This window comes from Frankia nepalensis, assembly GCF_016786325.1.
Taxonomy (GTDB): domain Bacteria; phylum Actinomycetota; class Actinomycetes; order Frankiales; family Frankiaceae; genus Pseudofrankia; species Pseudofrankia nepalensis.
Genome location: NZ_JADWYU010000114.1, coordinates 1 through 22,257 on the forward strand (window position 1 = coordinate 1; position 22,257 = coordinate 22,257).

Below are 22,257 nucleotides of genomic sequence, written 5' to 3' on the forward strand. Positions count from 1 at the left end.
GGGCCGGTCAGCTCAGCCCGAAGTCGGCGGGGTGCCGTTTGAGCACCCAGTCCAGCGGGCGCGGCCCCGCCGACGAGTACCCCCCGGTTCCGAGCGTCCGGAACGTCACCGGCTGGGTGCCGCCCTGCTCGACCGTCCAGTACCGCTCGATCCCGGCACGGGCATATTCGCCCACTTTGTCCACCAGGTCGTTCTGCCGCGACCCGCGGGAGACGACCTCGATGACCACCTGAAGCCCGTCCACGGGGACGTAGACCGAGGCGACGCCGGCGTCCGGAGCCGTGTCCGCCCACACCGTCAGGTCGGGCTGACGCCCGCCCCCGGTGTAGATGCCGAGGTCGGTGCGCAGCCGCTCCTCGTCAACGCCGTTGCGCAGAAACCAGGCCGTCAGCCGCATGACGATCCGGGAGTGCTCCGGCGTCGGCGTCATCATGACCCGCAGCTCCCCCTCGTCGCTCAGCTCGTAGCGATGCAGCTCGTCGGCCTGACCCATGGCCGCCACATCGCCAAGAGTGATCTCGGCGGGCACGCTGATCATGGTCATGCGCCGATTGTCCCCGCTCGCGCCGCCGATCGCCAACCAGGCATGGCGCCACGCCACCGGATGTGCCGCTGGACCGGCTCCGGCTGTCGGGCTCCGGCCGTCATGGCCGGTCCCCGTGGTTCACGATCATAATGATGAGTCGTGACGGTTCGGGGCGCGGATGACACGGAGGACGAGGTGAACGACGTGACGGTCCCGCCCGGCCCGGCCGCGAGTGAGGACCGTCGGCGGACCACCCGGGGGCGCCGGGGCGAGGCGCGGTTCACCTGCCTGGGGGCGGACGCGGCGCCGCCGTTCGAGGCGGTGACCAGTGCCTCGGTGGTCGCGGTGGCCGACGACGGCCGGCTGGTGCTCGCGGACCTGGCGCGCGGCCTCGACCTGCCCGGCGGGCACGTCCAGCGAGGTGACGCGTCCGCGGAGGAGACCGTCCGCCGCGAGACCTGGGAGGAGGTCCGGGCCGAGCTGGCCGAGCCGCGCCTCGTCGAGGTCATCGAGTCCGACTACTTCGGGCCGGACGACCTGACCTACATGGTCATCTATGTCGCGCGGGTGCGGCGGCTGGCTCCCTGGACGGACGGGCACGAGTCGGCCGGGCGGGTGATCCTGCCACCCGACGACTTCCTGGCCCGCTACCGCGGCCGCCGCCCGGAGCTGATGCGCCATCTGGTCACCAGCGCCCTCGCCACCCTGGCTGGCGGGTCGCCCGCCGCCCCCGCGACCGAACGGGGATAGCGACCCGAGCGGCCGGTCACTCGATGCCGGCGGCGGTCATGCCGCGGAGCTCCTTCTTCAGCTCGGCGATCTCGTCGCGCAGCCGGGCGGCCAGCTCGAACTGCAGCTCCTTGGCGGCCTCGTGCATCTGGTCGTCGAGCTGCCTGATGAGGTTGGCCAGGTCCTGACGCGGCATGCCCGCGAGCTCCGCGGCATACCGGCCGACCGCGTCCTGCTTGCGTGACTTCATGCCGGGCACCGGCGCCTTGCCCCGTGACTGCGCCCGGCCGCCGCCGTACAGCTCGCCGTCGGCGCTCTCCCGGACCATGTCGTCGAGGATGTCGATGACCTTCTTGCGGAGCGGCTGAGGGTCGATACCGTTCGCCTCGTTGTAGGCGATCTGCCGGGCACGTCGGCGGTTCGTCTCCTCCAGCGCCCTTCGCATCGACGGGGTGACCGAGTCGGCGTACATGTGCACCTGGCCGGCGACGTTGCGGGCCGCCCGGCCGATCGTCTGGATCAGCGACTTGTCGGAGCGCAGGAAACCCTCCTTGTCCGCGTCCAGGATCGACACCAGCGACACCTCGGGCAGGTCGAGGCCCTCACGCAGCAGGTTGATGCCGACCAGCACGTCGTACTCGCCGCGACGCAGCTCGGTGAGCAGCTCGACCCGGCGCAGCGTGTCCACCTCGCTGTGCAGGTAGCGGACCCGGATGCCGAGCTCCAGCAGGTAGTCGGTGAGGTCCTCGGCCATCTTCTTGGTCAGGGTGGTGACCAGCACCCGCTCGTCGCGCTCCGCGCGCAGCCGGATCTCGTGCACGAGGTCGTCTATCTGGCCCTTCGTCGGCTTGAGCACCACCTCCGGGTCAACCAGGCCTGTCGGCCGGATGATCTGCTCCACGACTCCGTCAGACCGGCCCAGCTCGTAGGGGCCCGGGGTGGCCGACAGGTAGACGGTCTGACCGATCCGCTCCAGGAACTCCTCCCAGCGCAGCGGCCGGTTGTCCATCGCGCTGGGCAGCCGGAAGCCGTGGTCGACCAGATTGCGCTTGCGCGACATGTCGCCCTCGTACATGCCGCCGATCTGGGGCACGGTGACGTGCGACTCGTCGATGACCAGGAGGAAGTCGTCGGGGAAGTAGTCCAGCAGGGTGTGCGGCGCGGTGCCGGCGGCACGGCCGTCGATGTGCCGCGAGTAGTTCTCGATACCCGAGCAGAAACCGACCTGGCGCATCATCTCGATGTCGTAGGTGGTCCGCATCCGCAGCCGCTGGGCCTCGAGCAGCTTGCCCTGCCCCTCCAGGGTGGCCAGCCGCTCGGTCACCTCCTCCTCGATGCCGCCGATGGCCCGTTCCATCCGCTCCGGGCCCGCGACGTAGTGGGTCGCCGGGAAGACGTAGACCTCGTCGACCTCGCGGACGACCTCGCCGGTCAACGGGTGCAGGTAGGTGAGCCGCTCGATCTCGTCGCCGAACAGCTCGACCCGCACGGCCAGTTCCTCGTAGACCGGGAACACCTCGACCGTGTCGCCGCGCACCCGGAACGTGCCTCGGGTGAAGGCCAGATCGTTGCGGGCGTACTGGACGTCGACAAGTCGGCGCAGCAGGAGGTCGCGGTCGACCTCCTCACCCACCGAGAGCCGCACCATCCGGTCGATGTACTCCTGCGGGGTGCCAAGGCCGTAGATGCAGCTGACACTGGCGACAACGACCACGTCGCGGCGGGTGAGCAGGCTCATCGTCGCCGAGTGCCGCAGCCGCTCGACCTCCTCGTTGATCGAGGAGTCCTTCTCGATGTAGGTGTCCGTCTGCGCGATGTATGCCTCGGGCTGGTAGTAGTCGTAGTACGAGACGAAGTACTCGACCGCGTTGTTCGGCAGCAGCTCGCGGAACTCGTTGGCCAGCTGCGCCGCCAGCGTCTTGTTGGGCGCCATCACCAGCGTCGGACGCTGCAGCTCCTCGACGAGCCAGGCCGTGGTCGCGGACTTGCCGGTGCCCGTCGCGCCGAGCAGCACGATGTCCTTCTCACCCGCCCGGATCCGCCGCGCCAGCTCCTTGATCGCCGCTGGCTGGTCGCCGGACGGCTGGTAGTCGGAGACCACCTTGAAGGGCGCCCGCGAGCGCTCCACTGTGACGGTAGGACGAGTGCCGGTCGAACCAGTGCCGGCCGGATGTGCGGACGCCGTGCTCATGTTGACCAGAACACCACACGCGTCCGACAGTTTCCCCGGTGCCTTCGGGGTGCCCCGGGCGAGATCGCCGGTTCAGGCGGGAGGGCCAGGGGCACGACAGACGTTGACGGGGTGAGAACCCCCCGAAAGGAGCCACGAGGGCCATGGGCACACAGGACGCGGCCCGGGGCGGGCGGCTGCCTCGGATCGTCGTGCGTCCGGGACTCGTCGTCTCGGTCGCCGTCGTCACCGCCCTGCTCGGCTGGCTGACCCTGCCGGTCACCGTCCCGGACCGGACAGGTTCCGCCTACCTCAGCGCCGGCCTGCTCGGCGCCCTCCTGCTGCTGGCGATCCTGACCGCCGCGGACCTCGCGCGGTCCGTGGCCGCCCGGCGCGGCGGGCTGACCGTGCGCGCGATCGAGCTCGGCGTCTTCGGCAGCAGGCTCGTGCTCGCCCGCCCGCCCCTGCCCGGCGGCGGCTGGCGGCGCGGCCCGGACGAGATGGTCTGGGGCGCCGGCTCCCCGGCGGAACCGTATCCGGCGGAGCCCGCCGAGGGCGCCCGCCGGCCCGGCCAGCTGGCTCAGGCCGACCAGCCCGACCAGCCGCCGGCCCAGGAGGGCCGGCCGTCGCCCAGCGGGCTGGAGCCGCGGGCGGACGCGGCGATCGCCCGCGCCGGCCTGCTGACCACCGGGCTGGTCGGCGCGGTGTTCGTGACGCTCGGGGCGCTCGCGCCCGACGGCACGCTCGCGCTCGCCGGCCAGGTGGCGCTGTGGGTGGGCTCGTTCACCCTGCTCATCACCCTGGTCGACCTGCTGCCCTCGCCGCGGACCCCGGGAGGGCGGATCCTGGCCGCGCGTGTGCTGCGCCGCACCGGCGACCCGCGCCGGGCCGAGGCGGTGGTCGCGCGCACCGGCGTGGCCATCGGCTGGGCGATGATCGCCCTCGGTGTCGCGGCCTGCTTCACCGTCGGGCTGATCGGGCTGTGGGCGGTGTTGCTGGGCTGGATGGCGCTGGGCTCGTCCCGGCTGGCGCAGGCGAGCCAGCGCGCCGGCTCCGCGCTCGAGGGCGTGTTCGTCCGGGACGTGATGCTGCCGCCGCCGCCCCGCCTGCCCTCCTGGCAGACCGTCGGCGAGGCGCTGCGGGAGGTGGCCCGGCCGGGAGCACCGGTGTCGACCGTGTTCACGGTCCATGACTTCGACAGCTCGCTCGCGGGTGTCGCGCTGGCGCGCGCGCTGGCCGGCGTGCCGCTCGACGACCGCGACCTGGCCCGGGTCAGCCGGGTGACGATCCCGCTGTCGGCGGTCCCGACCGCGCGGCCGGACGAGCCGCTCGCCGTGGTCGCCCCACGCCTGGCCGCGCGTCCCAGCGCCGGCTGCGTCCTCGTCCTGGACGAGGAGCAGCGCGACGAGCACGGCCGGCCGCGGATCGTCGGGCTGGTCGGCCCGGCGGAGATCCGCCGGGCGATCGAGACGGCCCCGCTGCGGTCCGGCTCGGTGATCTCCTCCTTCGGCCGCCCCGGCCACCACCCGGGCCGCTAGGACATGCCCTAGGCGCGCGGACTGGGGGCGGGGAAGACCGAGAACGCCTCACGCCACTGGACAGGCGTGGTGGTGAGCTCCGCGTGGCCGATACGGTCCCAGCGGAACCAGCGCGGCGCGTCCTTGTCGAGGCACCAGGCCATCAGGTACCAGTTGCCGCGCGCGTAGGCGAAGGCGTGCGGCTCGATCCGGCGATGGCTGGCGCGCCCGGCGGCGTTGACGTAGTCGACGGCGACCGCGACGCCCTCGTGCATCGCCTCCTCGATCACCGGCGTGGCCGGCGTGCGCGGCAACCCGTCGGGGCGGCTCCACAGCCGGGCGGCGAGCTCGGCGACCCGATCCTGGCCCGCCGGGCCGAGCGCGGTCAGCACCTCGTGCAGGGCCGCCTGGGCAGGGCCGGACAACGGCCCCGGCGGCAGCGCGACGAGCGCCACGGCGACGGCGGCCGCCTGCTCCTCGGTGAGGGTGATCGGCGGCGGCTCAACCGCCGAGACCGGCGCCGCCGTCACCGGTTCCGGTCGCGACCTGGCAGAACCCACCCACCCACAGTGCCACCTTCGCCCCCTTCACGCCCGCCGTCCCCCAGATCGGACGCGACGCACCCAGCCACCGACCGGGACCCGCCCCCGCCACACAGGTCCCACCCCGGCACCAGCCCGGTCGAGGCGCCCACCCGTCAGACACACCACCAACCGCGCCACCGCGCCACCAACCGCGCCACCGCGCCACACGGCATCAAGACCAACCCAACCCCGGCGGTTCTATACCCGACCCCGAGACCAACCGGGGTCGGGGCGCTCAGCGCCCCGACGGCGGAGCGGCGATGGTCGCCCCTAGGCGACCTTGAGCCGACCGCCTTACCAACCGCGGGCGCGCCATTCGGCAAGATGTGGGCGCTCCCGGCCGATGGTGGTGTCCTTGCCGTGCCCGGGATAGATCCAGGTGGTGTCCGGGAGCGGGCCGAACACCTTCTCGTCCAGACCGCCCATCAGGGACGCGAAGGCCTTCGGGTCGTCGAACGTGTTCCCCGGCCCGCCGGGGAACAGGCAGTCGCCCGTGAACAGGTGCGGCGCCGCCGGGTCGGCGTCGTGGAGCAGCGCGATCGAGCCGGGGGTGTGGCCCACCAGGTGGATCGCGCGCAGGGTCACCTCGCCGACCCGGATCTCCTCCCCGTCGCGCAGCGGGGCGTCGGTCGGCACCGGGATCGCGGGAGCGTCGTCGGGGTGCGCGACGGTCGTGGCGCCGGTGGCCGCGACGATGTCGGACAGCGCCTGGACGTGGTCGCCGTGCCGGTGGGTGGTCACCACTGTCGCCAGGCCCCCGTCGCCGATGAGCCGCAGCAGGGTGTCCGGCTCGTTGGCGGCGTCGATGAGCAGCTGCTCGCCGGTGGCGGTGCACCGGAGCAGGTAGCAGTTGTTGTCGAACGGGCCCACCGCCACCTTGGTGACCGTCAGGTCCGGCAGCTCGCGGACGTCCGGCGGCCCGCCCACCGCGACGTCGCCCGTGTAACCGCGCATGCTCATCTCGTCCCTCCACGCCCGGCCCTGGCTGGGCCCGTCCTCGTCGCTGAGCCCTTCCATCTCACACCACGGCTGAAGGATCCGTTCCCCGTCCGCCGAGCCGTCGAAAGGCTGGTCGTCTCGTTCGCGCGGGTCGGCCAGGCCTCGCGGCCAGGCGTCGCGGGCACGGTGACGCGGCTGGCGGACGCCGGTCAGCCGTCGAGCCCGGCCAGCCGGGCGCGCGCCCGGCTCGGCACCGCCAGCCAGGAGGACCGGGCGGCCGGCTCCCAGCCGGGCAGCGCGGCCCCCTGTACCAGCCCGACGAGGATCTGGAGGGCCCGCGTGGCGTCGGCCCGCCGGCCGGTGACGGCCTTGCGGGCCACGAGCAGCGCCAGCTGCGCCGCGTGGACGCCGAGCCAGCCGCGGCCGACGGCGTCACGGTGCCGGCGGGCGTAGATCGTCGCCGCCCGGCCGAGCTCGCGCTGCAGCTCGGTGGCTCGGCCGGCGGTGCCGCCGCCGGTGTGCCGTACCGGCCAGGTGTCATCGGCCCAGGTGATCCGGCCGCCGGCCGCGAGCAGCCGGGCGAACAGGTCGGTCTCCTCGTAGTAGAGCCAGTAGGCCGGGTCGAACCCGTCGAGCAGCCTGAACGTCTCGGTCCGGATCGCGAAGAACGCCCCCACCGGATAGCTCAGCGCGGGCCAGCGGGCCACCGCGGCCGCCTCGCCGCGCACCGCGGTGAAGGCGCTGGTGCGCCGGGTCGGCAGCACCGCCGCCGAGCGGCCGGGGCCGCCGTCGTCGGCGCGCATCGTGAAGCCGACCACGTCGACGTCGGGCGGCGCCTGGCCGAGCAGCTTCGGCAGCATCTCCTGCGTGTCCCGGGGAATGGTGACGTCGCTGTTCACCACCAGAAGCCAGCCGAATTCGCCCTTTTCGCCGTCCGCATCGGCCCCGTCGGCGAGGACGTGCCGTACGGCCAGGTTCACCGCGGCTCCATAGCCGACGTTTCCGTGTCCCGAGCACACCTGGACGGCGGCCGGAACATCACGGTGCCGGGTCCCGATCTTGTTCTCCACCAGAACGACCCGGCAGCCGGCGAGCCCGACGAGTGTCTGCAGCAGCGCGGCCAGGTGCGGTGAGCCCCCATGGGAGACGACGACGGCGAGCAGGCTGTTCATGTTCCGCCCTTCCAGTGCGGGGCCAGCCGCGTTTCGTCGTTTTTCGGCGACCAGCATTGGATCCGTGCCACCGTAACCAAGGGATTCGGACACGCCAGGAAATCCGCCCGGCGAGTCGGCGGGAGTGCGACAAGCATCGCACGTACCCGGACGGTCGTTTTGCGCCAATATTCATGCCGACCGGGCCGGACATCATGGGCATCTGGCGCGATTCGCCGGCGACGACGGCGCGCCCAGGCGCCGAAAAGCCGGTCTCCGCGCGACGCCCGGGGCCGGCGCCGGCGCCACCGCGGGCGTGGGCCCGGTGTGCCCCCTTGGGGGGACCACGACGGGCGGCCGCTAGTATCGAACGGGCGTTCGGCCCTGGCGCCGCGGCCGCCGGAGTGTCACACCCGGTTCGTACCCTGGAAGGGCCTTCGCGCTGTCCGGGGGGCGCGCTGTCCGGGAGGCGAGGCGCCGGCCACGCGGGAGCGAGCGAACGCGGAACCTCCAGCTCCACCCCGAGCGGCCGCCGAGCGGGCGTACAGCGGGCAGACGCAGCCGAGCAGACCAGCCGAGAGCAGACTGAGGAACCCAGATGACGGACCGCCTCGTCGTGCGGGGTGCGCGCGAACACAACCTGCGTGACGTCGACCTCGACCTGCCGAGGGACGGCCTGATCGTGTTCACCGGGCTGTCCGGCTCCGGGAAGTCCAGCCTGGCGTTCGACACGATCTTCGCCGAGGGCCAGCGGCGCTACGTCGAGTCGCTGTCCGCCTATGCGCGCCAGTTCCTCGGCCAGATGGACAAGCCCGACGTCGACTTCATCGAGGGCCTGTCCCCGGCCGTCTCGATCGACCAGAAGTCCACATCCCGCAACCCGCGCTCGACGGTCGGCACGATCACCGAGGTCTACGACTACCTGCGGCTGCTGTTCGCCCGCGCCGGCCGGCCACACTGCCCGAAGTGCGGCCGGCCGATCTCCCGGCAGACCCCGCAGCAGATCGTCGACCAGTTGCTGGAGCTGCCCGAGGGGACGCGTTTCCAGGTCCTGGCCCCGGTCATCCGCGGCCGCAAGGGCGAGTACGTGGACCTGTTCGCCGAGCTGCAGGGCTCCGGCTTCGCCCGCGCCAGGGTCGACGGCAAGGTCGTCCCGCTGACCGACCCGCCGAAGCTGGAGAAGCAGAAGAAGCACACCATCGAGGTGGTCGTCGACCGGCTCGCGGCGAAGCCGTCCGCCAAGCGCCGGCTCACCGACTCGGTCGAGACCGCGCTGCGGCTCGGCAACGGCCTCGTGCTGCTCGACTTCGTCGACCGCGACCCGGCTGACGACGAGCGCGAGCGGATGTTCTCCGAGCACCTCGCCTGTATGTACGACGGCCTGTCGTTCGAGGAGCTCGAGCCCCGCTCGTTCTCGTTCAACACCCCCTACGGCGCCTGCCCCGACTGCACGGGGCTGGGCACCCGCAAGGAGGTCGACCCCGAGCTCGTCGTCGCCGACCCGACGCTGTCCCTGGCCGACGGCGCGATCGGCCCGTGGTCCGGCGGCCACAACAAGGAGTACTTCGAGCGCCTGCTGACGGCGCTCGCCGAGGACCTGCGCTTCAAGATGGACACCCCGTGGGAGGCACTGCCCGAGCGCGCCCGCCAGGCGGTCCTGCGCGGCAGCGGCGCGACCGAGATCCACGTCGGCTACACCAACCGGTACGGCCGCAAGCGGTCCTACTACACGTCCTTCGAGGGCGTCATCCCGTTCCTGGAGCGCCGGCTGCGCGAGGCCGAGTCCGACGCCAGCCGGGAACGCTACGAGGGCTACATGCGCGACGTGCCCTGCCCGTCGTGCCGCGGCGCCCGGCTCAAGCCCGAGTCGCTGGCCGTGACCGTCGGCGGGCGCTCGATCGCCGAGGCCGCCGGGATGTCGATCCGCGAGTGCGCGGACTTCCTCGCCACCCTGGAGCTGACCGAGCGGGAGCGCTCGATCGCGGGCCGGGTGCTCAAGGAGATCGACGCGCGCCTGGCGTTCCTGCTCGACGTCGGCCTGGACTACCTGTCCCTCGACCGGGCCGCCGCCACCCTCGCCGGCGGCGAGGCGCAGCGGATCCGGCTGGCCACCCAGATCGGCTCGGGACTCGTCGGCGTGCTCTACGTCCTCGACGAGCCGTCGATCGGCCTGCACCAGCGCGACAACCGCCGCCTGATCAGGACCCTGCTGCGGCTGCGCGACCTGGGCAACACCCTGATCGTCGTCGAGCACGACGAGGACACGATCCTCGCCTCGGACTGGGTCGTCGACATCGGGCCGGGCGCTGGCGAGCACGGCGGGCGGGTCGTCGTCTCCGGGCCGGTCTCCGAGCTGCTCACCAGCGAGGAGTCGCTCACCGGCGCCTATCTGTCCGGACGGCGCTCGATCGCCGTGCCCGCGATGCGCCGGCCGCCGACGAAGGGCCGGGCGCTCACGGTGCACGGCGCCCGGGAGCACAACCTGCGCGACGTCACGGTGTCGTTCCCGCTGGGCTGCCTGGTCGCGGTCACCGGCGTCTCGGGCTCCGGCAAGTCCACGCTGGTCAACGACATCCTGGCCGCGGTGCTGGCGAACAAGCTCAACGGCGCCCGTGAGGTCCCCGGCCGGCACCGCACCGTCTCCGGCCTCGACCACCTGGACAAGGTCGTCCGGGTCGACCAGTCGCCGATCGGGCGCACCCCGCGGTCCAACCCGGCGACCTACACCGGCGTCTTCGACCACATCCGCCGCCTGTTCGCCGAGACCACCGAGGCCAAGGTGCGCGGCTACCTGCCGGGCAGGTTCTCGTTCAACGTCAAGGGCGGCCGCTGCGAGGCGTGCTCCGGCGACGGCACGATCAAGATCGAGATGAACTTCCTCCCGGACGTCTACGTCCCGTGCGAGGTGTGCGCGGGCGCCCGCTACAACCGGGAGACCCTGGAGGTCCACTACAAGGGCAAGAACATCGCCGAGGTCCTCGACCTGCCGATCGAGGAGGCCGCCGAGTTCTTCGCGGCCGTCCCGGCGATCGCCCGCCACCTGCGCACCCTCAACGACGTCGGCCTGGGCTACGTCCGGCTTGGCCAGTCCGCGCCGACGCTGTCCGGCGGCGAGGCGCAGCGCGTGAAGCTCGCCGCCGAGCTGCAGCGGCGCTCAACCGGCCGCACCGTCTACGTGCTCGACGAGCCGACCACCGGCCTGCACTTCGAGGACATCCGCAAGCTGCTCGGCGTGCTCGGCCGGCTCGTCGACGCGGGCAACACCGTCATCGTCATCGAGCACAACCTCGATGTGATCAAGACGGCGGACTGGATCGTCGACATGGGTCCCGAGGGCGGCGTCGGCGGCGGCCGGGTGGTCGCCGAGGGCACCCCCGAGGCCATCGCGGCCAACGAGGCCAGTCACACCGGCGTCTTCCTGCGCGAGATCTTCGCCGGGCGCGCCGAGAAGTCCGCCCACGTCGACGCCGCGGCCCTCGTCGAGGCGATCGGCGCGGCCTGACGGCCGCGGCCGGGCAGGCCAGGCGGGCGGGCGGGCGGTGGCCAGCGGCTCAGGGACCGGGCTGATCCCAGCGAAGGAGCCGGGCGCCGAGCAGCGCGGTCTGCAGGACGTAGCGGTCCGTCGGTGAGGTCGGGTCGTGCCTGGTCAGCTGATGGATCCTGGCCAGCCGGTAGGTGAGCGCTCGGACCGACAGGTGCAGCCGGCGGGCGGCGGCGAGCGCGACCGCGCCGGTGGCGAAGTAGGCGTCCAGGGTGTCGAGCAGCGGGCCGGCCCCGCCGCGCGCCGCCCGCAGCGGCCCGAGCACGGTCTCCACCAGCTCGGCCAGCGGCTCCCGGTCGCGCAGCAACACCTTGTAGATGAGCAGGTCGTCGGTGTGGGTCGGCTGGCCGAGCAGCCCGAGCCGGCCGGCGAGATCGACCGCCGACGCCGCCTCGCCGAACCCGATCCGGACTCCGGTGACGCCGGTGCGCGGCCGGCTCACCCCGACCCGCCAGCCGGGCGGGCCGGACTTGGCGGACAGCGCCCCGGTCAGCACCGCCAGCGCGCGTGACGCCCCGAGGGCCGCGTGCGACATCCCCGCGGGCAGCGGGGTGAAGCCCAGCGGGCGGCTCGCCACCTGCCGCGGCAGCCCACCGACGGGGGCGTCCGGATCGTCGGTCTCCTGGGGGACGACGCAGACCAGCAGCCCCTCCTTCACGGCGACCAGCGGCTCCGTCGCGCAGGTCGACCGCAGGCCGGCGTCGACGGCCCTCGCCGTCCCTCGGCCGTCGACGAACCGGCGCTCGCCGGCCGTGACCAGCACGACGTGCGGCGCTTCCAGCCGCAGCCCGAACGCGGCGGCCCGTTCCAGCACGACGCCCGGATCGGTGGACGTGCCGGTGAGCAGGTCGTCGACCAGCTCGCGGCGCAGCGCCTCCTCGGCCCGGGCCCGGGCGACGCGGGCCGCGTCGTAGCCCTCGCACACCGCCGCGACCGCGTCGTCGCTCGCCCGCAGCACCGCCGCGGCCGCGGCGCGGGTCCGCCCGGCCGCGTCGAGCTCCTCGCCGCCGGCCGCCGGCAGCGACGGCCAGGCTCGCCAGGTGGCGGACAGGTAGAGGTCGACGAGCGCGCGCAGCGACGCCCCCGCCTCGGCGGCGGCCCGGCCGAGCTCGCGGAAGCGGTCCAGCTCCGCGGTGGTGAGCCGGCGGCCGGTCTCGGCGGCCGAGACGAGCGCGGGCAGGTAGTCGCCGAGCAGGCCGACGGGCAGCCGGGCGCCCTGGGCGGCGAGCACGGCGGCGCGCGGCAGTCGGGTCAGGCTGGTTCCCGGCAGCTCCGCGTACTCGTCGTCGCCTGGCACCGTGGTCCCCTCACTCCGCGCGGGCAGCGCGGTTGGCAGGCGTCGCTTCACGCAACGGTGGCCCAGTTACCGGCGGAGCTGGCCGGACCGACCGCGATCGCCGTTTGCCCTGCTAGCCGGGCCCGGCCCGACTCTTTCTTGCCGATTCTCGGCAACCAGATCCTAGCGAACGTCGCGGACTCTGGTCCGTGTCTGCCGGGAGATGGAAGGGCATAGCCCCGTTGACTGAGACAAGCCGGCTCGCCCTGACCCAACACGCACGCCGCGCGATCATCACCCGGACTCATCTGGAGACCTCCAGTGCACGTGCCCCTGTGGGCCTGGGCCGCGTTCGTCGCCGCCCTCGTCGTCCTACTAGCCGTCGACCTGCTCGCGCACCGGCGCGCACATGTGATCGGATTCCGCGAGGCCGCGCTGTGGAGCGCGCTGTGGGTGAGCCTGGGCATCGGGTTCGCCTTCGTGATCTGGGCCTGGCAGGGTCCGGACGCCGCGGGTGAGTACACCGCCGCCTGGCTGCTCGAGAAGAGCCTGTCGGTCGACAACCTGTTCGTGTTCGCCCTGATCTTCAGCTACTTCAAGGTGCCGCGGGAGTACCAGCACCGAGTGCTGTTCTACGGGGTGCTGGGCGCGTTGGTGCTGCGGTTCGCGTTCATCGCGGCCGGCATGGCGCTGCTGAACACCTTCCACTTCGTGATCTACCTGTTCGGCGCATTCCTGATCTACACCGCGGTGAAGATGGTCCGCGACTCCGGCGTCGAGGTGGACCCGGGACACAGCCGCGCGGTGAAACTGCTGCGCCGGATCATCCCGGTGACCGACCGGTACGAGGGCCAGCACTTCCTGCTGCGCCGCGGCGGCGTGCTGATGGCGACGCCGCTGCTCGCCGTCCTCGTGGCGGTCGAGACGGCCGACGTGCTGTTCGCGTTCGACTCGGTGCCGGCCGCCCTGGGCGTGACCGACGAGACCTTCCTGGTCTACACGGCGAACGCCCTGGCCATCCTGGGTCTGCGGTCGCTGTTCTTCCTGCTCTCGGGTGCCCTCGACCGGTTCCACCACCTCGGCACAGGGCTAGCGGTCATCCTCGCCTTCATCGGTGTGAAGATGATCCTCGCCGACGTGGTGCACATCCCGATCGCCATCTCGCTCGGCGTGATCGCCGTCCTGCTCACCGCCTCGGTCGTCTGGTCGCTGGTGACACCGCCGCCGGCCGACGACGAGGCGGAGTCCGAGAAGGCGGCCGTCGCGGCGGGTGGCGAGCAGGAACCCGCCGTGACGGGTGACGAGCAGCCGTCGGACACGGCCGCCGGACAGCCGCGCGCCCCCGTTCCGACGTCCGTCGCCGGTGACGACCAGCCGTCGGACGAGGCGGCGCCGGCTCCGCGGCACTGACCAGCGGGGGCGGGGACCACGGACCGATCGTGGCCCCCGCCCCCGGGGCGCCCCCCGCCGTCGCGGAACGAGGACCACGGCCCCGGCCGTGGTCCTCGCCCGTTGCCGGGCCTTCGGCGGCTCAGCCGGCGCGCCGGGCCGAGCCGGTGAGGCGGACGTAGTCGATGACCGGCTCGGGCAGCCGCTCGGCGACCGCGTGGACGAATCCCGCCCGCTCGTCCTCGGGGAGCCGGAGGAGGTCGGCGCCGAGAATGATCGTCTCCAGGAAGCTGCGCAGGACGTCCGGGTCGTCGATACGGGTCGGGTCCGGATCCAGCGACGTCACCACGTCGACGAAGCCGGCCGCGGTGAGGCGGGCGGCGGTCTCCTGGGCGGTCGCGAACGGCCAGACAGCCGGCCGGTCGGTGACCAGCTTCCCGATCACGGCCTCCACGGCCGCGATGTTGCCGTGGCCTCCGCAGTCGAAGACCAGCTGGCCACCGGGACGCAGCACGGCGGCGAGGTTCGCGAACAGCGCTTCGTGGTCCGGGATCCAGTGGAACGTCGCGACGCTGAACACCGCGTCGACCTGCTCGGTCAGCGGGAGTGGGGCGGACAGGTCGGCACGCACCACGGTCAGCCGGTCGCGCAGGTCCGGCCGGTCGGACAGCCGTTCCAGCAGCGCGGCGAGCATCGCCTCGGAACCGTCCAGCGCGATCACCCGGCCGTCGGGCAGCGCCTCGAGCAGCGCGACCGTGTCCCGGCCCGTGCCGGCACCCGCGTCCAGCACGGTCTCCGTGCCGGTCAGCGCGAGCCGGGCGAGAGTCCGCCGTCCCCAGCGCTCGTGGGGCAGCGGCAGCCGGTCATAGGTCGTGGCGTCCCATTCGTGTGCCATGTCCCGACCGTACGTCTTTAGCCCTTCTAAGCACATATCGCACGGCACACGCCCGATGACGTCGAGCCACGGCGTCCGCCGCCGACGGTCGGCTCCCGCTGGGAGGCCCTGGTCAGGTCGCGGGTCAGGTCGCGCGCGCCGCGTCCCGGCGGGCGAGCAGGTCGCGCCAGAGGGCGTCGACCTGGGCGTGCAGGCCGGCGAGCGTGCCGGAATTGTCCAGGACGACATCGGCGACGGCGCGGCGGGCGTCGTCGTCGGCCTGGTTGGCCATCCGCGCCTCGGCCTGGTCGCGGGGCAGCCCACGCGCCTCGAGCCGTTCCAGCCGCAGCTCGCGCGGCGCCTGGACGACGACCACGGTGTCGTAGCCGCCGGCCAGGCCCGCCTCGACCAGCAGCGGGATGTCGTGGATGACGATCGCGTCGGGCGGCGTGTCGCCGAACCGGCGGGCGGTCTCGTCCCGGATCAGCGGGTGGACGATCCCCTCGAGCCGCCCGCGCGCCGCGGGGTCGGCGAACACCGTCCTGCCGAGCGCCTCGCGGTCCAGGCTCCCGTCGGGCCGCAGCACCCCCGCCCCGAAGGCGTCGGCGACCGCGGCGAGCCCGGGCGTACCCGGCGCCACCACGTCCCTGGCGAGCTGGTCCGCGTCGACGATGATCGCGCCGTGCTCGGCCAGCCGGCTCGACACCGCGCTCTTCCCGGACCCGATTCCACCGGTCAGTCCCACCCTCACCACGCCGCCGAGTCTGCCCTACCCGGCCGGCGGATGGGACGGGACGGGCATGCTGGGCCGGTGGTGAGCTCCCCCGAGGTCCCTCGGCGCCGGCTGGTCCGGTCCTGGCTGGTCCGGCTCTGGCCGGCGGCGCTCGTCGCCGTGCTGTTCACCGGCGGCGCCGTCGGGCTGGCGCTGACCACCCGGCTGGCGTCGTCCGCGCCGCTGCTGCTGGTCGCGCTGCGGCCGACGCCGTCGATCCTGCTGCTCGTCGGCGCGTCCACCCCGGTCGGCTGGACCCTGCTGATCGCGGTGCCGCTGCGGGCGCTCGTCGACGTCGGCTACTTCGGCGTCGCCCGCACCAACCTGCGCTCGCTGGTGGCCCTGCGCCCCGGCGGGCGGCGCCTGGTCGACGCGCTGTCGCGCCGGACGACCGAGCGCGCCCTGCTGTACTTCTGCCTGGTCAACACCAACGCGGCGGTCGACGCCGCTCTCGGCGGCGGCGACGTCCCCTGGCGCCGGTTCCTGCGTTTCCTGATCCCCGGCACGATCCTGTCGACGACCCTCTACCTGCTGGCCGCCCGCGCCGTCGCCCCGTGGGCCCGCGATGTGGTCACCTGGCTGGACAGTCACGCCACGGAGGGGATCCTGCTGCTCCTGGCCCTGGGCCTGCTGCGCCTGGCCGTCCAGGCCGCGCGCAACCGGCTCCGCCGGGGGCGTGACGCGCCGGCGCCCGGCGACTCCGGATAGGCGTCCGAGCCGGTACGCGGGCCAGGACACGCGGGGCGCGTCTGTCGCGGTCCTGACCGGATCGAGTACTGGACACGGTGCTCCAGAGGCGGAAAGGTCAGTCACGTTGCGCACCAGCCCAGGAGACGGTCTTGGCGCACCGCGCGCAGGCCCGGCGCCTGACCCATTCGACGAGGGAGCCGACGTGAGCCTCGAGCCCCGCAGCACCGCACCCGCCCGGCACGCGCCCTGCGCGGTCCCGCCGAACGTCCTCGAGCGGATCATCCGGAACGGCACGACCGAGCAGCGTGACTGGGCGCTGTCGACCCTGTCCCTCGACGCGACGGCGCGGCTTACCCGGACGCACAACGCGGCGGTCGCGCTCGCGCGGCCCAGGCGGCGACCGGCGCCGGCGCCGGCCGCGATCGGCCCGCGCCGGACGATCGCCGACGCGGAAGGGCGCGAGATCCTGCCCGGCGTGACCGTGCGGACGGAGGGCGCGGCCGCGGTCGAGGACGTCGCCGTCAACGAGGCCTACGACGGGCTGGGCGCGACGTTCGACTTCTTCTGGTCGACCTACGCCCGCAACTCGATCGACGACGAGGGCCTGCCGCTGCTGGCCACGGTCCACTACGGCGACCACTACGACAACGCCTTCTGGGACGGCCAGCAGATGGTCTTCGGGGACGGCGACGGCGAGTTGTTCAACCGGTTCACGGTGTCGCTGGACATCATCGGCCACGAGCTGGCCCATGGTGTCACCGAGGACGAGGCGGGGCTCGCGTACCTCAACCAGCCGGGCGCGCTGAACGAGTCGGTGAGCGACGTGTTCGGGTCCCTGGTCAAGCAGCACAAGCTGGACCAGAAGGCGGAGGACGCCGACTGGCTGATCGGCGGCGGCCTGCTCGCCCCGGGGGTGCAGGGCGTCGCGCTGCGCTCGATGAAGGCGCCCGGCACCGCGTTCGACGACCCGGTCCTCGGCAAGGACGACCAGCCGGACCACATGTCCCGCTACGTGTACACCTCCGCCGACAACGGTGGGGTGCACATCAACTCGGGTATCCCGAACAAGGCGTTCTACAACGTCGCGACCGCGTTCGGCGGGCATGCCTGGGAGAAGGCCGGCAAGATCTGGTACGAGACGCTGCGTTCGCCGGTGCTGCGTACGAACGCCTCGTTCCGGTCGTTCGCCAGCATCACGGTGACCCAGGCCAGGACCCTGTTCGGGAGCGACGGGGCGAAGACGGTGCAGGAGGGCTGGCGCGCGGTCGGCGTTCGGGTCTGACCCGGACGGCGTTCTCGGCGCGCCGCCGGCCGTTCCGCCTCGAGGGTGGCGGGTCGGGACGCTGGGCGGGCCAAGTGGCGCGGACGGGTGGACAATCGGGTCATGAGCGACCGCGAGCGGGTGCGGGTCGTGCTGGAGCGTTCCGGCGGGTTCGCCGGGCGGACGATCCGGCGCGGCCTCGACACCGACGACCTGCCCGACGCCGAGGCCGAGGCGCTGCGCGCGCTCGTCGGCGCGCTGCCGGCCGCGCCCGCCCACGCCGCCGGGCCCGCCAAGGCGGCCGGGCCCGACCGGTTCACCTACGCCGTCGCGGTCGACGCCGCGGGGCATCAGGGCGTGCATCACTTCGCCGACCCGCTCCCCGAGGCCGCGAAATCCCTCATCCAGTTGCTCTCCAAGGCGCCGCTGCTGCCTGCCCACGGCTAGGGCGTGCCCTGGGTGGCTCCTCCCCCGCCGGCCTCCGGATCACGAAAACGGACGACGAAAACGGTTTGTCCGTTCCGGGGCGCTCCCGCATTCTGATCGGGCGCGCGCGATTCCTGGCCGGGACGGACCCGGCGACGACGACGGCGCGGTGGGCCCGCGGGCCGCCGCCCGGCCCGAGGGCAGCAGAGGAGTAGTAGTCATGAGTCCCGTGGCGCGGCTCAAGAGCGAGCGGGCGCCGATTCTGATGTGGACCCGGCCGGAGGGCGTGGAGAGCGCGGCGCTGGACCAGCTGCGCGCGATCGCGTCGCTTCCGTACATCCACCACCACGTCGCGGCAATGCCGGACGTACATCTCGGCAAGGGCGCCACCGTCGGCTCGGTCGTGGCGATGCGCGACGCCGTGTCGCCGGCCGCGGTCGGCGTCGACATCGGCTGCGGTATGGCCGCGCTCCGGACGAACCTGACCGCGTCCGACCTGCCCGACGATCTGGGTGAGGTACGGTCCGCGATCGAGGCGGCGATCCCGGTCGGCCACCGGCACCACACCACCATCTCCACCCGGGTCCGCCGGCAGGACGACCTGTGGGACGCCTTCTCGCGGCTGCACCCGAAGGCATCCGGTCTGCTCGGCCGGGCGATGGGTCAGCTGGGCACGCTCGGCTCCGGCAACCACTTCATCGAGCTGTGCCTGGACGCCGACGACGCGGTCTGGATGATGCTGCACTCCGGGTCCCGCAACATCGGCAAGTCGCTGGCGGACATCCACATCGGGATCGCCAAGGGACTGACGCACAACGTCGGCCTGCCTGACCGCGATCTCGCCGTGTTCCTCGCCGGCACGCCCGAGATGGCCACCTACCGCAACGATCTGCGCTGGGCGCAGGACTATGCGCGGCGCAACCGGGAGACCATGCTCGCTCTGTTCGCCGGGGCGCTGCGCCGGTTCTTCCCGGCGCTGCGCGTCCCGTGCCCGCCGGCCGAGGGCCCGCACGCGGGCGACGCGGCCTTCGCCAACGTCAACTGCCACCACAACTACGTCGCCGAGGAGCACCACTACGGAGCAGACGTGCTGGTCACCCGCAAGGGGGCGATCTCGGCCCGGTCGGGCGAGTACGGCATCATCCCCGGTTCGATGGGCACCGGCTCGTTTCTCGTCCGCGGTCTCGGGAACCAGGAGGCGTTCGAGTCGGCGCCGCATGGCGCCGGGCGGAAGATGAGCCGGACCAAGGCACGCAAGACGTTCACCGTCGACGACCTGAAGGCCCAGACGGCCGGCGTGGAGTGCCGTACCGACCCGGGCGTGCTGGACGAGATCCCGGGCGCCTACAAGGACATCGACGAGGTCATCGGCTACAGCGGCGACCTGGTCGAGGTGGTCGCGCGGCTGCGCGCCGTCCTCTGCGTGAAGGGCTGACAAAAAGGCGACTGCACGCGGGTAACTGACGCGATACCGCAAAGTTTCATCCCGATGGGGTCCGGCACCACGGTGCCGGACCCCATGCGAATAAGCCACCATTGCTGGACAGGACCACTGCGTCGACCTGAAACATGGTCCTTGGACCGAAGACGGCGCCGGTCAGCGGATCCTACCGTGATTCTGAATCGTTGAGCGGTTTGTCCCGGCATTTGGCGGCTTCGCGAAGGGAAGAGCGCACATGCCCGACGTCAGTGTTCCGGAAAACGACGACCTCACAGGCTTCCCGGGCGCCCAGGCGCCCGGCGGTCCCGCGGACCCGACCAACCCGGCGACGGACCGCCTCCCGCGCGTCGCCGCCGAGCGGATGGAGATCCAGACCGGTTCGATGCGGGTCGCGGCCACCTTCGAACCGCCGATGCTCGCGATCGACGGGGATGTCGACGTCTCGGTGCTGCCAGCGCTCGTCGGCACCCTGGCGAAGGTCGCCCACCACGGACGCGGCGACGTGCGGGTCGACCTGGCTCGGCTGCGCCGCGTCGACGTCGGTGGCCTGCGGGCCCTGGTCGCCTCGGCCGACAACCTGCACCGTGACGGCCGCCGGCTCGTCCTGCACGCGGTCGCCCCCTGGCTGCTTGGCCTGCTCATCGTCACCGGCTGGGACGACGCCCCAGGCCTGCGCGTCGTCTCCGGGCCGGTGCCCGCCGGGTAACCGTCGCGCTGTTCCAGGACGGCGAGCCTCCAGGCCGGCGAGAGGTCCGCCCGTGGGCGGGGCACGTCAGCGCGGGTCACGCGTCGATCAGCGCATGTCGATGTGCGACCGGTCGCGGGAGCGGGAGCGGTGGCCGGCGCCGCCGAACAGCGATGGCCCCCCGCCGGTACCGGCACCGCGGCGGCGCATCACGAACGGGGCGACCACGCCGATGAGCACGCACGCCGCCCCGATCTGCAGGACGTGGCGGATCCAGTCGATACCGCTCGTGTTTCGCACGCCGATCCAGCCGGCGATCGCGTTGCCGATGAGCGCACCGACGATACCCAGGCAGACGGTCGCCCACAGTGGGACATTTCCACGGCGCATCAGCGCTCGAGCGATCAGACCGACGATGGCTCCGCCGATCACGATCCACAGGATTTGGAACACGATCAGCTCCAACCTTTCAGCTATCGGCCCGGACCGCTCGCCGGGATCCTCGCCGATTCCGCTCCCGCGCTTCGGCGGGCACCGGGCCGCGAAACCGGGTGCGCCCAAAGCGGTGGGCAGCGGCTCCGACGTGTTCGACGGTAAGGCCGTGGAGATACCCCTGCCCTGACCAGCGAAACTCCGGAGCGCGACCGGCGCGCGGAACCGCCGCCCCAACAAGCCGCCCCAACAAAACGAATCGCCCCCGCCGGTAAGAACCGACGGGGGCGACTGGCGTGCCGTGGAGGGCCTGGGCCCTCGGCCTGGCTAGCCCCTACCGAACTGCTCGCGCAGGCGGCGCAGCGCCTCCTCGTCGATAGCCGAGGCGGGCTGGTTGGACTCGGAGGTGTACGACGACGGCGCGACCGCGGCGGCCTCGGCCTCGCGGGCGGCGCGGATCTGCGCCTGGTGCGCCTCGTAGCGCGACTGGGCCTCGGCGTACTGCCGCTCCCACTCGGCCTGCTGCTCCTCGAAGCCGGGCAGCCACTCGCCGGTCTCCGGGTCGAAGCCCTCCGGGTAGACGTAGTTGCCCTGCTCGTCGTACTTGGCTTCCATGCCGTACTGGCTCGGGTCGAACGTCTCGCCCTCGCCCGCGAGCGCGGACAGCTCGTTCGCCTGCTTGAGCGAGAGGCTGATCCGGCGCCGGTCGAGGTCGATGTCGATGACCTTGACCAGGATCTCGTCGCCCACGTTGACGACCTGCTCCGGGATCTCCACGTGGCGCTCGGCCAGCTCGGAGATGTGCACCAGGCCCTCGATGCCCTCGTCCACGCGGACGAACGCGCCGAACGGCACGAGCTTGGTGACCCGACCGGGCACGACCTGACCGATGGCGTGGGTCCGGGCGAACTGGCGCCACGGGTCCTCCTGCGTCGCCTTCAGCGACAGCGAGACCCGCTCGCGGTCCAGGTCGACGTCGAGGACCTCGACGGTGACCTCCTGGCCGACCTCGACCACCTCGGACGGGTGGTCGATGTGCTTCCAGGACAGCTCGGAGACGTGCACCAGGCCGTCGACCCCGCCGAGGTCGACGAAGGCGCCGAAGTTGACGATGGAGCTGACGACACCCTTGCGGATCTGGCCCTTGGCCAGCTGCGACAGGAACTCGGAGCGGACCTCGCTCTGGGTCTGCTCCAGCCACGCCCGGCGGGAAAGAACCACGTTGTTGCGGTTCTTGTCCAGCTCGATGATCTTGGCCTCGAGCTCGCGGCCCACGTAGGGCTGCAGATCACGCACACGACGCATCTCGACCAGCGACGCGGGCAGGAAGCCGCGCAGGCCGATGTCGAGGATCAGACCACCCTTGACGACCTCGATGACGGTGCCGGTGACGACGCCGTCCTCCTCCTTGAGCTTCTCGATCGTGCCCCAGGCGCGCTCGTACTGGGCGCGCTTCTTGGACAGGATCAGCCGGCCCTCCTTGTCCTCCTTCTGGAGGACGAGAGCCTCGACATGGTCGCCCACCGAGACGACCTCGTGCGGGTCCACATCGTGCTTGATCGACAGCTCGCGGGACGGGATGACACCCTCGGTCTTGTAACCGATGTCCAGCAGCACCTCGTCGCGATCCACCTTGACGATGGTGCCGTCGACGATGTCACCGTCGTTGAAAAACTTGATCGTCTTGTCGACGGCGGCGAGGAAGTCCTCGGCCGAGCCGATGTCGTTGACCGCGACCTGTGGTGTGGTCGGGCTTTGCGGGCTGGTCACGGTCTCCACGGGTCGAACGTCGGTGGTGCTCGTCAAGGGGTCGGCTCCGACTAGGGGTTGACGTCAGCGCGAGAGCCGGGTCGA

At 72.5% G+C, this 22,257-nt stretch carries 19 protein-coding genes; 9 read left to right on the forward strand and 10 right to left on the reverse strand.

Translation table 11 applies throughout. The annotated features are described in order from the left end of the window. Positions 1 to 7: 7 nt before the first annotated feature. Positions 8 to 544, reverse strand: coding sequence for a Uma2 family endonuclease (locus tag I6A81_RS14340; protein ID WP_203004427.1), 537 nt, complete (start codon positions 542 to 544; stop codon positions 8 to 10). A gap of 141 nt (positions 545 to 685) precedes the next feature. Here I6A81_RS14340 and I6A81_RS14345 point away from each other — a divergent pair, with 141 nt between their 5' ends. Continuing rightward, a complete protein-coding gene (locus I6A81_RS14345) occupies positions 686 to 1,276 on the forward strand; it encodes an NUDIX hydrolase (protein WP_307874660.1) in 591 nt (196 codons plus the stop codon). A gap of 16 nt (positions 1,277 to 1,292) precedes the next feature. On the opposite strand, the gene uvrB is transcribed toward I6A81_RS14345, so the two are convergent. Beyond that, positions 1,293 to 3,446, reverse strand: coding sequence for an excinuclease ABC subunit UvrB (gene uvrB / locus I6A81_RS14350; protein WP_238429553.1), 2,154 nt, complete (start codon positions 3,444 to 3,446; stop codon positions 1,293 to 1,295). Between the two features lie 143 nt (positions 3,447 to 3,589). Between uvrB and I6A81_RS14355 the strand changes: the two genes are divergently transcribed. Beyond that, positions 3,590 to 4,963, forward strand: a complete 1,374-nt coding sequence (locus I6A81_RS14355; protein ID WP_203004425.1) for a peptidase M50 — start codon at positions 3,590 to 3,592, stop codon at positions 4,961 to 4,963. Between the two features lie 8 nt (positions 4,964 to 4,971). On the opposite strand, the gene I6A81_RS45555 is transcribed toward I6A81_RS14355, so the two are convergent. The 3 genes from I6A81_RS45555 to I6A81_RS14370 all read right to left on the reverse strand — a co-directional run bounded on the left by I6A81_RS45555 (position 4,972) and on the right by I6A81_RS14370 (position 7,637). Beyond that, entirely contained in the window at positions 4,972 to 5,472 is a 501-nt protein-coding gene (locus tag I6A81_RS45555) for a helix-turn-helix transcriptional regulator (protein WP_203004424.1), read from the reverse strand. A 348-nt stretch (positions 5,473 to 5,820) separates the two neighbouring features. Further along, on the reverse strand, positions 5,821 to 6,486 hold the full coding sequence (locus I6A81_RS14365) for an MBL fold metallo-hydrolase (RefSeq protein ID WP_203004423.1): 666 nt from the start codon (positions 6,484 to 6,486) through the stop codon (positions 5,821 to 5,823). Between the two features lie 188 nt (positions 6,487 to 6,674). Continuing rightward, positions 6,675 to 7,637 (reverse strand): glycosyltransferase family 2 protein, encoded by a 963-nt coding sequence (locus I6A81_RS14370; RefSeq protein WP_203004422.1) that lies wholly within the window; start codon positions 7,635 to 7,637, stop codon positions 6,675 to 6,677. A gap of 577 nt (positions 7,638 to 8,214) precedes the next feature. Here I6A81_RS14370 and uvrA point away from each other — a divergent pair. Beyond that, entirely contained in the window at positions 8,215 to 11,118 is a 2,904-nt protein-coding gene (uvrA, locus tag I6A81_RS14375; RefSeq protein WP_203004421.1) for an excinuclease ABC subunit UvrA, read from the forward strand. A gap of 49 nt (positions 11,119 to 11,167) precedes the next feature. Here uvrA and I6A81_RS14380 read toward each other — a convergent pair whose 3' ends face one another. Continuing rightward, positions 11,168 to 12,454: a PucR family transcriptional regulator gene (locus tag I6A81_RS14380; protein ID WP_307874661.1), complete on the reverse strand. Its 1,287-nt coding sequence runs from the start codon at positions 12,452 to 12,454 to the stop codon at positions 11,168 to 11,170. Between the two features lie 300 nt (positions 12,455 to 12,754). On the opposite strand from I6A81_RS14380, the gene I6A81_RS14385 reads away from it, so the two are divergent. Continuing rightward, positions 12,755 to 13,843 (forward strand): TerC family protein, encoded by a 1,089-nt coding sequence (locus tag I6A81_RS14385; RefSeq protein ID WP_307874662.1) that lies wholly within the window; start codon positions 12,755 to 12,757, stop codon positions 13,841 to 13,843. A 121-nt stretch (positions 13,844 to 13,964) separates the two neighbouring features. On the opposite strand, the gene I6A81_RS14390 is transcribed toward I6A81_RS14385, so the two are convergent. Both I6A81_RS14390 and coaE read right to left on the reverse strand, forming a co-directional pair. Further along, positions 13,965 to 14,717, reverse strand: a complete 753-nt coding sequence (locus I6A81_RS14390; protein WP_203004420.1) for a class I SAM-dependent methyltransferase — start codon at positions 14,715 to 14,717, stop codon at positions 13,965 to 13,967. Between the two features lie 124 nt (positions 14,718 to 14,841). Next, positions 14,842 to 15,441, reverse strand: a complete 600-nt coding sequence (coaE, locus tag I6A81_RS14395; RefSeq protein ID WP_203004434.1) for a dephospho-CoA kinase — start codon at positions 15,439 to 15,441, stop codon at positions 14,842 to 14,844. Between the two features lie 66 nt (positions 15,442 to 15,507). Between coaE and I6A81_RS14400 the strand changes: the two genes are divergently transcribed. From I6A81_RS14400 to I6A81_RS14420, 5 genes are all read left to right on the forward strand, one after another. Further along, complete coding sequence (locus tag I6A81_RS14400) at positions 15,508 to 16,176, forward strand: hypothetical protein (RefSeq protein WP_307874663.1); 669 nt, start codon at positions 15,508 to 15,510, stop codon at positions 16,174 to 16,176. A 184-nt stretch (positions 16,177 to 16,360) separates the two neighbouring features. Next, a complete protein-coding gene (locus I6A81_RS14405; RefSeq protein WP_203004419.1) occupies positions 16,361 to 17,440 on the forward strand; it encodes a M4 family metallopeptidase in 1,080 nt (359 codons plus the stop codon). A 102-nt stretch (positions 17,441 to 17,542) separates the two neighbouring features. Beyond that, positions 17,543 to 17,866 (forward strand): protealysin inhibitor emfourin, encoded by a 324-nt coding sequence (locus tag I6A81_RS14410; RefSeq protein ID WP_203004418.1) that lies wholly within the window; start codon positions 17,543 to 17,545, stop codon positions 17,864 to 17,866. A gap of 199 nt (positions 17,867 to 18,065) precedes the next feature. After that, positions 18,066 to 19,280 carry an RtcB family protein gene (locus I6A81_RS14415; protein WP_203004417.1) on the forward strand — a complete coding sequence of 405 codons (1,215 nt, stop codon included), beginning with the start codon at positions 18,066 to 18,068 and terminating at the stop codon, positions 19,278 to 19,280. 241 nt (positions 19,281 to 19,521) lie between these two features. Continuing rightward, the gene (locus I6A81_RS14420; protein ID WP_203004416.1) at positions 19,522 to 19,992 is read left to right on the forward strand and encodes an STAS domain-containing protein; all 471 of its coding nucleotides are present in this window, start codon (positions 19,522 to 19,524) and stop codon (positions 19,990 to 19,992) included. An 87-nt stretch (positions 19,993 to 20,079) separates the two neighbouring features. Here I6A81_RS14420 and I6A81_RS14425 read toward each other — a convergent pair whose 3' ends face one another. Next, a complete protein-coding gene (locus tag I6A81_RS14425; RefSeq protein WP_307874664.1) occupies positions 20,080 to 20,436 on the reverse strand; it encodes a GlsB/YeaQ/YmgE family stress response membrane protein in 357 nt (118 codons plus the stop codon). A 294-nt stretch (positions 20,437 to 20,730) separates the two neighbouring features. Further along, positions 20,731 to 22,209 carry a 30S ribosomal protein S1 gene (rpsA, locus tag I6A81_RS14430; RefSeq protein WP_238430490.1) on the reverse strand — a complete coding sequence of 493 codons (1,479 nt, stop codon included), beginning with the start codon at positions 22,207 to 22,209 and terminating at the stop codon, positions 20,731 to 20,733. Positions 22,210 to 22,257: the final 48 nt, after the last annotated feature.